At 40.1% G+C, this 11,479-nt stretch carries 10 protein-coding genes; 4 read left to right on the top strand and 6 right to left on the bottom strand.

The window, feature by feature from the left end:
* The 5 genes from glyQ to dnaA form a co-directional block, all read right to left on the bottom strand.
* Positions 1–900, bottom strand: coding sequence for a glycine--tRNA ligase subunit alpha (gene glyQ / locus E5N72_RS02470; RefSeq protein WP_054554789.1), 900 nt, complete (start codon positions 898–900; stop codon positions 1–3).
* A 143-nt stretch (positions 901–1,043) separates the two neighbouring features.
* Positions 1,044–3,470: a DNA topoisomerase (ATP-hydrolyzing) subunit B gene (gene gyrB / locus E5N72_RS02465; protein WP_135923088.1), complete on the bottom strand. Its 2,427-nt coding sequence runs from the start codon at positions 3,468–3,470 to the stop codon at positions 1,044–1,046.
* Positions 3,471–3,482: 12 nt separating this feature from the next.
* A complete protein-coding gene (gene recF / locus E5N72_RS02460) occupies positions 3,483–4,577 on the bottom strand; it encodes a DNA replication/repair protein RecF (protein ID WP_135923087.1) in 1,095 nt (364 codons plus the stop codon).
* Between the two features lie 5 nt (positions 4,578–4,582).
* A complete protein-coding gene (dnaN, locus tag E5N72_RS02455) occupies positions 4,583–5,686 on the bottom strand; it encodes a DNA polymerase III subunit beta (RefSeq protein WP_135923086.1) in 1,104 nt (367 codons plus the stop codon).
* A 13-nt stretch (positions 5,687–5,699) separates the two neighbouring features.
* Complete coding sequence (dnaA, locus tag E5N72_RS02450) at positions 5,700–7,100, bottom strand: chromosomal replication initiator protein DnaA (protein WP_135923085.1); 1,401 nt, start codon at positions 7,098–7,100, stop codon at positions 5,700–5,702.
* Positions 7,101–7,606: 506 nt separating this feature from the next.
* On the opposite strand from dnaA, the gene rpmH reads away from it, so the two are divergent.
* The 4 genes from rpmH (at position 7,607) to yidC (ending at position 10,212) form a co-directional block, all read left to right on the top strand.
* Positions 7,607–7,741 carry a 50S ribosomal protein L34 gene (gene rpmH / locus E5N72_RS02445; RefSeq protein ID WP_008488847.1) on the top strand — a complete coding sequence of 45 codons (135 nt, stop codon included), beginning with the start codon at positions 7,607–7,609 and terminating at the stop codon, positions 7,739–7,741.
* 7 nt (positions 7,742–7,748) lie between these two features.
* Positions 7,749–8,171, top strand: coding sequence for a ribonuclease P protein component (rnpA, locus tag E5N72_RS02440; RefSeq protein WP_135923084.1), 423 nt, complete (start codon positions 7,749–7,751; stop codon positions 8,169–8,171).
* A gap of 128 nt (positions 8,172–8,299) precedes the next feature.
* Entirely contained in the window at positions 8,300–8,572 is a 273-nt protein-coding gene (gene yidD / locus E5N72_RS02435) for a membrane protein insertion efficiency factor YidD (protein ID WP_054563758.1), read from the top strand.
* A gap of 8 nt (positions 8,573–8,580) precedes the next feature.
* A complete protein-coding gene (gene yidC / locus E5N72_RS02430; protein WP_135923083.1) occupies positions 8,581–10,212 on the top strand; it encodes a membrane protein insertase YidC in 1,632 nt (543 codons plus the stop codon).
* Positions 10,213–10,269: 57 nt separating this feature from the next.
* Here the strand turns inward: yidC and E5N72_RS02425 are convergent, their stop codons facing one another.
* Positions 10,270–11,475 (bottom strand): PepSY-associated TM helix domain-containing protein, encoded by a 1,206-nt coding sequence (locus E5N72_RS02425; protein WP_135923082.1) that lies wholly within the window; start codon positions 11,473–11,475, stop codon positions 10,270–10,272.
* Positions 11,476–11,479: the final 4 nt, after the last annotated feature.

The following is an 11,479-nucleotide window of genomic DNA, read 5'->3' as shown; positions in this document are numbered from 1 at the left end:
TTAATCCTTACAAAGCGGGAAACCAAGTGCTTCACGGGCATCATAGTAACTTTGTGCACACGCTTTAGATAAAGCACGAACACGTAAGATATAACGTTGACGTTCTGTTACTGAGATAGCGTGACGAGCGTCTAATAAGTTAAACGCATGTGATGCTTTCATTACTTGCTCATAAGCTGGTAATGGTAAGCCTGCTTCGATTAGCTTTTCACTTTCTTTCTCACAGTGATCAAACTGTGCAAATAAGAACTCAACATCCGCTTGTTCGAAGTTATAAGCTGACTGCTCTACTTCGTTTTGATGGAACACATCACCGTATGTTACACGTCCCATAGGGCCGTCTGCCCATACTAGATCATAGATGCTATCTACGCCCTGTATATACATTGCTAAACGCTCTAGACCATATGTGATTTCACCCGTAACCGGTGAGCACTCTAAGCCACCTACTTGTTGGAAATAAGTGAATTGAGTTACTTCCATACCGTTTAGCCAGATTTCCCAACCTAGACCCCAAGCACCTAATGTAGGTGATTCCCAGTTGTCTTCTACAAAGCGAACTTCGTCAGTTAGCGTATCAATACCTACAGCAGCTAAAGAGCCTAAATAAAGCTCCTGGATGTTCTCTGGTGATGGTTTTAATACTACTTGAAATTGGTAGTAGTGTTGTAATCGGTTCGGGTTTTCACCATAACGACCATCAGTTGGACGGCGGCATGGTTGAACATACGCGCTCGACATTGGCTCTGGGCCAATCGACTTTAAGAACGTTAACGGATGAAATGTCCCTGCTCCCACTTCCATATCCAGTGGTTGAGCAATCACACAGCCTTGCTGTGCCCAATAGTCCTGTAAAGCCAGGATCAAACCTTGAAAGGTTTTAACGTCATATTTTTGCATATTTGGCTTATAGTATCTGGTGCGTTTAGTCTGAAAATTGCTCTCAGTATACCTTGTGTGCAGTAAGGTTTTAAGCAGTTTGTGCTTTTTCAGTAATAAAAAAAGGAGCCATGAGGCTCCTTCTTATGATTATCATTATTTGCTTATACGTCTAGGTTAACTACACGTAGCGCGTTCGTTTCGATGAAATCACGACGAGGCTCAACTTGGTCACCCATTAGTGTCGCAAACAATTGGTCAGCGGCAACAGCATCTTCGATTGTTACTTTCAACATGCGTCGTGCAGCTGGATCCATAGTTGTTTCCCAAAGCTGATCAGGGTTCATTTCACCCAATCCTTTATAGCGTTGGATATAAAGGCCACGCTTCGATTCATTGATTAACCACTCTAATGCATCCACAAAGTTATCAACAGCTAATGTTTTTTCACCACGTTGTATGTAAGCACCTTCTTCAAGTATGTTAGCAATGTTTACGCCCGTTGCTGCAATGCGTTTATAGTCACGCGATGTAATGAAGTCATGGTTTAGTACATGAGCTTTATCCACACCATGCTGACGAATATTCACAACAGGATAATATATGTTGCGCTCAGTATCGTGCTCAGTGCCGGCATGGAAGATAGTTGCATCTTCATCACGTGCAATTAAGTCGTCAACAAGGATTTTAGTCCACTCTTTAACTTTTGCTTCATCAGCTAAATCAGCTTCGGTAATTTCGCTTTGATAGATTAAACGTTCCATAACCGAATTTGGATATTTACGTTTTAAGCGCTCAATAACTTTAACTGTATTTTGATAATCGTGAACGATTCTTTCTAAATCTTCGCCTTCAAGTGCAGATGCACCTTCGCTTGTATAAAGAGCAGCATTATTTAGAGCTAATGACGTTAAGTAATCAACAAGTGCTGGATCATCTTTAATGTAGCGTTCTTGCTTACCTTTTTTCACTTTATAAAGTGGTGGTTGCGCAATATAGATAAAGCCTTTTTCTACAATCTCTGGCATTTGACGATAGAAGAAAGTTAGCAATAATGTACGAATGTGAGAACCATCCACGTCCGCATCGGTCATGATAATGATACGATGATAACGAAGTTTTTCTGGGTCATATTCATCACGACCAATACCACAACCTAGCGCTGTGATTAATGTTGCTACTTCTTGAGAAGAAAGCATCTTATCAAAGCGTGCTTTTTCAACGTTAAGAATCTTACCTTTTAGTGGCAAGATAGCTTGGTTTTTACGGTTACGACCCTGCTTAGCTGAACCACCTGCAGAGTCACCCTCCACTATGTATAGTTCTGATAAAGCTGGATCTTTTTCTTGGCAGTCTGCCAGTTTACCTGGTAAACCCGCTAAATCCATTGCACCTTTACGGCGTGTCATTTCACGTGCTTTACGCGCTGCTTCACGAGCACGTGCTGCATCAATGATTTTACCTACAACCGTTTTAGCATCAACAGGGTTTTCTAATAAGAACTCTGTTAGTTTTTCTGCCATCGCTTGTTCTACAGCAGACTTAACTTCACTTGATACTAGTTTATCTTTGGTTTGTGAGGAGAACTTAGGATCAGGAACTTTAACACTTACAACGGCAGTTAAGCCTTCACGAGCATCATCACCCGTTGCGTTGCTGGTTGTTTTCGCTTTTTTGTTAAAGCCTTCTTTTTCCATGTAGTTATTTAGCGTACGCGTTAATGCCGCTCTAAAGCCAGCTAAGTGCGTACCACCATCACGTTGTGGAATGTTGTTTGTGAAACAGTAAATGCTTTCTTGGAAACCATCGTTCCATTGCATTGAAACTTCTACACTAATACCGTCTTCTTCACGCTCATGGGTAAAGTGGAAAACACTTTTATGTACTGGTGTTTTATTACGGTTTAGATATTCTACGAACGCTTGAATACCACCTTCGTATTTAAAGTGATCTGTTTTAGTTTCTTCACGCTCATCAGTAAGAATGATACTTACACCTGAGTTTAAGAATGAAAGCTCACGTAAGCGCTTAGCTAAAATGTCGTAGTGGAAATTCAAGTCAGTAAACGTTTCACCACTTGGCCAAAAGCGTAACTCAGTACCTGTGTCATTTGCTTCACCAATCACAGCTAATGGTGCATCTGGCACACCCATAGTGTAAGTTTGTTGGTGAATTTTTCCTTCACGACGAATAGTTAGTTGTAGTTTTTCAGAAAGTGCATTTACTACTGATACACCTACACCGTGTAAGCCACCAGATACTTTATATGAGTTATCATCGAACTTACCACCAGCGTGAAGTACCGTCATAATAACTTCGGCAGCTGATACACCTTCTTCTTCATGAATTGACGTAGGAATACCACGACCGTTATCTCTTACAGAGACAGAACCGTCTAAGTGAATCGTTACAAAAATATCATCACAATGACCAGCTAAGGCTTCATCGATAGAGTTATCAACAACCTCAAACACCATATGGTGTAAGCCTGTACCGTCATCGGTGTCCCCTATATACATTCCTGGACGCTTTCTTACTGCGTCTAATCCTTTTAGTACTTTAATACTCGACGAATCGTAATTCTCAGACATGGTTAATCCCACTTATCTTGTTATTAGGTTGCCATGTTTCACGTGGAACATTTTTAGTTCTCGTTGCATGGGTTCCACCACAGCAGAAATACTTTCAGATAAAATCGATGAGATAAAAAGTTGTGAATCGCAGTGTGTCAAAAGTTGACCCACTTTTTCTTTTGTATCTTCACCTAACTCTGAAGGTAAGTCATCTATTAGCAATATAGATTGCTTATTAGTTTCTGACTCAATTAAGCTATTTTGCGTCACTTTTAACGCATAAAGCAATAGCTTCAATTGACCGCGCGAAAATGTATTTTCTACGCTATTACCAGAAACGCTAAAACTAAAATCAGCTTTATGCGGGCCTTTACTTGTGAAACCTTGCTTGGCATCACGCTCAAAGCTTTGCTCAAGAGCTTCTGAGAGCATTTCACTCTCTTTCCAACCCGCATTGAAGTTAATTTGTAAATCGCTTACTAGCGTTAATTCTGCACACATTTTATCAAAAAATTGCTGCTTAAACCTACTTATATACGCGATTCTTAGATTATTTATTTGTTCAGCTAGTCTAACAAATTCTTTATCCCAAAACTTGATCTGTTGAAAATAATCTCGTGGCTTACTCTTTAGTAATGCATTGCGTTGCTTTAGTACTTTGTTAAAAGATTGCCACAAATAAAAGAAGTCATGTTCCACGTGGAACAATCCCAAATCGAGAAATTTTCTACGCTCTTTTGGGCCACCAAAAAACAACGAATAGCTTTCTGGAGTAATAACTTGCACCGGCACTAGTTGAGCTAATTCAGAGATTTTACGGCTCGTTTTTCCCTGAATCTTTAAAGACGTTTCACCCGCTTGGTTTTTGCTTATACCAATGGGAATAGACAAATCATGTAATGCTTTACGACCGTGGATCACAAACTTGTCTTGTTGATGCTGAATGATATTTTTATGTTTGGCGGTACGAAATGATTTACCGTGAGAAAGGAAATATATCGCCTCAAGGAGACTGGTTTTTCCGCTGCCATTCTCGCCGTAAATAATATTAATCCCATTTACTGGCTCGAGTGTCAGCGCCTCAATATTCCGAAAATTATTGAGGCTTAAATGACTTAAACTCATAAAGTCTATAAACGCATCGGCATAACAACATACATTGCTTCTTCGTCACCAGCACCTTCTATTAATGCACTACTATTTGAATCAGCAAGCGTGAAAACAACATCTTCTGTTTTTAGGGTATTTAAGACATCAAGAACATATGAAACGTTAAAACCAATTTCTAGCTCACCGCCTTGATACATTACTTCAACTACTTCCTCAGCTTGTTCTTGCTCAGGGTTGTTTGCCGTAATCTTTAATAAACCTTCAGACAAATTTAAACGTACACCACGAAATTTTTCATTTGATAAAATAGACACACGTTGGAAAGCACTGCGTAACCACTCACGATTAGCAGTAATCACTTTGTCACCACCACGCGGCAATACACGACGATAGTCAGGAAAACGACCATCAACAAGTTTACTGGTAAATGTGAACTCTGTATCAATAATACGAATATGGTTAGCACCAAATTGAATGGTTACTAACTCATCATCAGCTACCATTAGGCGCATAATTTCTTGCACACCCTTTCGTGGAATAATTAGCTGACGTTGTGTATTCAAAGATTGCGGTAATTGCTTTTGTGCAATCGCTAAACGGTGGCCATCTGTAGCAACCGTTTTTATGTCAGTGTTATCAACTTCAAATGACATACCATTTAAGTAATAACGTACGTCTTGATTCGCCATAGAAAAATGTGTGCTTTCAAGAAGCTTACGTAATTCTAAGCGAGTCAGTTGAAACTCAACTTCACCATCCCACTGCTCAAGATTAGGAAAGTCTTCTGCGGCAAGAGTTGTTAAAGAAAAGCGGCTTTTACCACTGGTTAGTAGCAATTGGTGATCTTGACTACTTAAAGTAAGGTCAGAGCCATCAGGTAAACTTTTACAAATATCGAGTAACTTTTTAGCCGGCAAGGTTAATTTTGTATCAGATGTGTCTTCACCGACAAACACACTCGCCACTAACTCAATTTCAAGATCGGTACCCGTCATCGAAAGTTGCCCGTTTTCTACAACTAACAGTACGTTCGATAAAATCGGTAAGGTGTGCTTACGCTCAATCGCACCAGACACTTGAACTAAAGGTTTTAAAAATTGCTCTCTTGATATTGTTATTTGCATAATAAAGTCGGCCTTAAGATGACAAGGTTCTTATTAAGTTTTGATAATCTTCTTTCACTTCGTGGCTTTCATCACGTAGTGATTTAACTTTACGACAAGCGTGTAATACAGTTGTGTGATCGCGACCACCAAAGGCGTCGCCAATCTCAGGTAAACTGTGATTTGTAAGTTCTTTTGATAATGCCATTGCTACTTGGCGTGGCCTTGCTACTGAACGACTACGGCGTTTCGATAGTAAATCTGACACACGAATACGATAATACTCAGCAACAGTGCGTTGAATATTATCTATCGTTACCAGTTTATCTTGCAGCGCAAGTAAGTCACGTAGCGCTTCTTTTACAAAGTCGATCGAAATTGGACGACCAGTAAAGTTTGCATTAGCAATAACGCGGTTTAACGCTCCTTCTAATTCACGCACATTTGAACGCAATTTCTTAGCGATGAAAAAAGCAACTTCATGGGGTAAGTTAATTTTACTTTGTTGGGCTTTTTTCATCAAAATGGCAACCCGCGTTTCAAGTTCTGGCGGCTCAATTGCAATGGTTAAGCCCCAGCCAAAACGTGATTTAAGGCGGTCTTCAACCCCTTCTATCTCTTTTGGATAGCGGTCTGAAGTTAATATAATCTGTTGATTTCCTTCAAGTAAAGCATTGAAGGTATGGAAGAACTCTTCTTGTGAGCGCTCTTTATTAGCGAAAAATTGAATGTCATCGATCATCAATGCATCAACACTTCGGTAATAACGTTTAAACTCTTCGATGGCATTATTTTGCAGCGCTTTAACCATGTCTTGCACAAATCGCTCTGAGTGCATGTAGACAATTTTCGCGTCTGGCTTATTAGCCATAATACCATTACCAACAGCGTGTAATAAGTGAGTTTTACCTAAGCCCGTACCACCATATATAAATACAGGGTTAAATGCCGAACCTGGGTTATCTGCTACTTGAGTCGCTGCGGCTTTTGCTAATTGGTTTGATTTACCTTCAACAAAGCTATCAAAGGTGTAATTTTCTTTAATGTTTGATTTATAACCTGATTTTGGCGCAGGCTCTACCGCTGCTTTTTCAGGTTTTGGTTGGAGTTTTTCGGCAGTGTGCTGTGCACTCACTGGTGCGCTTGCTTCTGATGCAGCCGGTGCTGATGCCGCTTGGGCATTTAAAATTGGTTTACTACCTACATCAAAACGAAGTTCAGGCGCTTCATCACCACAAATTTCAACGAGTAGTTCATTAATACGGTTTAAGTACTTTTCTCTCACCCAATCTAAAACAAAACGGTTAGGTGCATATATAGTCAACGTATCTTCGGTACTTTCTGCTTGAAGTGGTCTTACCCACATACTGAACTGCTGTGAAGGCAATTCATCTTGCAATACATATAAACAACTTTGCCAAACCGACAGATACACTATTAAACTCCCAGAGATTTAATTATTATTCCCGTTCATCTTTAATGATGGAAAATCAAACATTTATTGCTAATATTTGACCAATATTTCTGGCCAAGACCGACTATTATGAAGGTACTTTATCCACAAGTACAAGATTGATTTTTATTTAAAATATGATCTCGCACAAAGAAAATGCTAAACCATTGATTATTATAAAAAATATTTTTTAACTCCGAATAGTGATCATAGCAAATTAAGGGGCAGATCGCGATCAAATTCTACGATCGAATTCGTTTTTCCCAAGCTTTTATTCACTTTTTATACAGAGGCTGTGGAAAACTTCTTATTTATGATGATCCTATATGATCACGAAATAAGATCCTTTATAATTACGGCCTCTGCAGCGTTTTAATGATTGACTTTTGTTGTCTTCATCTATAATATCTCGCGCTCGCAATGGCACCTGTGCCAGGATCGCGACCTGCATAGGATGTTTTAACCTTAACCGATCGGATGGAATTGTTATGAAAAGAACTTTTCAACCTAGCGTTTTAAAACGCAAACGTACACACGGTTTCCGTGCTCGTATGGCAACAGCAAATGGCCGTAAAGTATTAGCTCGTCGTCGTGCTAAAGGCCGTAAAGTTCTTTCTGCTTAATATATAAGTGGAAGACTTTAGCTTCAGCAGGGAGTTACGTCTGTTAACTCCCTCGCATTACTCTCGAATCTTTAATGAACCAGCACGCGCTGCGACTCCTTTCTTTACCCTATTAGCTAAACGCAATGACCAAATTAATCCTCGATTAGGTCTTACGGTCGCCAAAAAACGCGTTAAAAAAGCCTGTCAACGTAATCGAATTAAACGACTTGCTCGCGAAAGTTTCCGTTTAAATCAACATAAACTCGATAACATTGATATTGTGCTTATGGTTAAAAGTGGTATAGATGAACAGTCAAACGAAGAGCTGACAAAACAACTGAATAAATTGTGGCGAAAAATAAATGAGCGCTGCAAGCCAGGTGCGCCAAAACCACCACCATTCAAAAAACGCCCCAAGAAATCAGCTAATTCTAATAATCAAGCTTGATAGCAATAGAATTACAGGCTTAATTAAGGTATCTTTAGCTCACCTTTTAATCATGCATTTAAAATTCTTCGCTAGGAATTTAAATTCATGGTATCCATTGACTAAATTAACGCAGGGGCTGACACATCATGAGGTTACTTAAACCACTTGTTGCTATTCCAAAGCGCTGTTTAGTCATGTTAATTCGAGGCTATCAAAAATGGATAAGCCCGTTATTAGGCCCGCATTGTCGTTTTAATCCAACTTGCTCTAGTTACGCAATTCAAGCAATTAATTTGCACGGAAGTGTAAAAGGCAGTTGGTTAGCTGTTAAACGCATATTAAAATGCCATCCTTTACATGCTGGTGGGGATGATCCCGTACCGGCAAAAAATCATATTAACCACCAACACGAGAAATAAGAGCTGTTATGGAATCGCAACGCACGTTTTTATTAATCGGCTTGATGCTTGTGTCGTTTTTATTATTCCAAGAATGGAATAACGACTACAATGCACCAAAAGCTGATCCAAGTGCCACAACACAAACACTAGGCGCAACTACACCAGAATCTGATGACTTTATTCCAGCATCATCTGACGGTGAAGTACCAGCTGCTACAACAGCAAAGCGCTCAGTTATCGATGTAACAACTGATGTATACACTGTTAAAATTGACACCCGTGGTGGTGACATTATTGAAGCAGACCTACTTCAGTACGAAGAGACAAAAGGCAGTGATACCCCTTTCATGCTACTTGGTGAGTTTGATGGCAACCAATACTTCTCACAAAGTGGCTTAATTGGTTTAAATGGCCCAGATGCAACTGTTGCTGGTCGCCCTGTTTATAAAACCACTCAAAAAACGTTCACTTTAAATGGTGATGAACTGCGTGTACCACTTGAGTTTACCGACAGCAAAGGTGTGACGTTTACTAAAACCTATATCTTCAGAAAAGGCGACTACGCTGTAGGTTTAGAGTACACAGTAAACAACGTAACAGCTGACCCAATTCAAGTTCAGTTATACACGCAAGTAAAACGCACAGTACAAGAAAAAGGTAGCTTAGTAGATCAAAACTACTTAGGTGCAGCATACGGTACTGAAGAAGAGCCATACGAAAAGTATAGCTTCTCAGATATGGCTGATAAAAACCTTAACATCACCACAGCTGGTGGCTACATTGCATTTATTCAACACTACTTTGTAAGTGCATGGGTACCTAAGCAAGATCAACAAAATACCCTCTACAGCAAGTTAGTAGCTGGTAATGCGGCAATTATTGGTACTAAGGGTGAAGCAGTTAACGTACAAGCAGGTACGCAAGCGACACTTACTTCTACTTACTACATGGGCCCGAAAGAGTCTGATGTACTAGAAGCGATTCACCCAGACTTAGACCTAACTGTAGACTATGGTTGGTTGTGGTTTATCTCACAACCATTATTCGTACTACTTAAGTGGTTACACAGCATCCTAGGTAACTGGGGTCTAGCTATCATTGCAATCACGGTTATCGTTAAAACAGCAATGTACCCGCTTACTAAAGCACAATACACGTCAATGGCGAAGATGCGTGCCTTACAGCCTAAAATGGCTGCACTAAAAGAGAAGTATGGTGATGACCGTCAAAAATTCGGTCAAGCGATGATGGAAATGTACCGCAAAGAAAAAGTGAACCCTATGGGTGGCTGTTTCCCACTGTTACTACAAATGCCAATCTTCTTAGCATTATTCTACGTATTCTTAGAATCAACTGAGCTACGTCATGCTGAATTCATTTTATGGTTAAATGACTTATCAGCAATGGACCCATACTACGTATTACCGGTTTTATTTGGTTTAAGTATGTTCATCACTCAAAAGCTGCAACCTATGACAGTTACTGATCCTATGCAGCAAAAAATGATGACCTTTATGCCAGTAGTATTCTCAATTTTCTTCTTATGGTTCCCATCTGGCCTAGTACTTTACTGGTTAGTATCGAACCTTATCTCAATCGCACAGATGCTCATCATCTACCGCGGTATGGAGAAAAAAGGTATTAAGGTAAGAGGCTAAACTCTTAACCCAACAAAAAAGGCGCTAATTAGCGCCTTTTTTAATACCTGAAAAAATTTAACCGAGGATAGGAGAATATACCTGATTAGGCACACTGCGCTCAGTAAAGCTCAAACTTGTTGTTAGTAGCGAAGCAACCACCAAACCAATTGCAATCCCTCCAGATACTCCAAGCCACTTTACAGCTGTTGTTTTACGCTTAACCCTAAGCCAACTCATATAAATGCCAGCAGCACTTATAAAGCTCATCAATGCACCAAATAACCCCCAAATAAGTTTAGTACCAACTCCTGCAAAGTTACCAAAGTGCAGCGGATCAGCGGTATCTGAAATTCGGGCTACAATAGGTAATTGTTCGCCTATTTGTATACCTAGTAACTCACCCGAGCTTGGTTTTAAATAAACACGGTTAGCACGCAGACGCAGTAAAATATCATCGTTATAACCACGCACTTCAATAGGCTGATCCGCTTTATTTGGATAACGAATATAGCGAATATCAAGGCTCGGAAACGCCTGTTGAGCGGCTTCATAAGCTGCAGTTAAGCTAATTGGCGATATATCTTTACGAGGGCTTTGTTTTTTAAACTCACTTACCGCTTGTGGCGCAGAAACAGTATGCGACACTTTAGCTGTTTGCAGCCCATGCTCTACCAGATACCAAACACCTGTAATGGCCATCACTGCGATAAACCATAAACTCCAAAGCCCTAACAGTTTGTGCCAATCAGCCCAACTACTGCGTTTATCAAGACTAAGCGCAGCAGGCTTTTTCATAAAACCTTGCCACCAGCGCCGATACACATAAAAACTCGAAACCAATAAAATAACGAGTAACATACTCAAACTGGTAACGATTAATTTACCCGTCCAGCCCATCGACAAATTCATATGCCAGTTACGTAAAAACCGCGATATCCGCGCCCACTCTCCTTCACCAAGTAAGCGGCCCGTTGCAGCATCTAAATAAACAAAACGGAATGAATCACCGACTTTAAGAGCCGCTTCAGTGGCAAGGTAATCTTGTTTATGACGTTGGATATAAAGTAATTGACCCTGTGGATAATGCTTATTTAGGGTGTTTTCGATAGCCTGATAGTTAGTCGAGGCTGAAGAAGATAAAGCACGATACTTAGCGTCTGTTAAGTATTCGAGTTCATGACTTAACGTAGCGAGTGTCCCCGATACGCAGGTAACAAAAAGCAGGACTCCAACAAAGAGTCCTGCCCAGGAATGTAAATTAAACCAACTTTTAGCGTTCACACGC

It is taken from the genome of Pseudoalteromonas sp. MEBiC 03607 (assembly GCF_004792295.1).
GTDB classification, from domain to species: Bacteria; Pseudomonadota; Gammaproteobacteria; order Enterobacterales; family Alteromonadaceae; genus Pseudoalteromonas; species Pseudoalteromonas lipolytica_C.
Note: the sequence above shows the minus strand (reverse complement) of the source record. Positions and strands in the feature narration are given on the sequence as shown.

Bases quoted from the DNA above. Each gene is read 5' to 3' on its own strand.
- gyrB (WP_135923088.1), bottom strand. From the start codon at position 3,470: ATGTCTGAGAATTACGATTCGTCGAGTATTAAAGTACTAAAAGGATTA.
- yidC (WP_135923083.1), top strand. From the start codon at position 8,581: ATGGAATCGCAACGCACGTTTTTATTAATCGGCTTGATGCTTGTGTCG.
- glyQ (WP_054554789.1), bottom strand. From the start codon at position 900: ATGCAAAAATATGACGTTAAAACCTTTCAAGGTTTGATCCTGGCTTTA.
- yidD (WP_054563758.1), top strand. From the start codon at position 8,300: ATGAGGTTACTTAAACCACTTGTTGCTATTCCAAAGCGCTGTTTAGTC.
- dnaN (WP_135923086.1), bottom strand. From the start codon at position 5,686: ATGCAAATAACAATATCAAGAGAGCAATTTTTAAAACCTTTAGTTCAA.
- recF (WP_135923087.1), bottom strand. From the start codon at position 4,577: ATGAGTTTAAGTCATTTAAGCCTCAATAATTTTCGGAATATTGAGGCG.
- rpmH (WP_008488847.1), top strand. From the start codon at position 7,607: ATGAAAAGAACTTTTCAACCTAGCGTTTTAAAACGCAAACGTACACAC.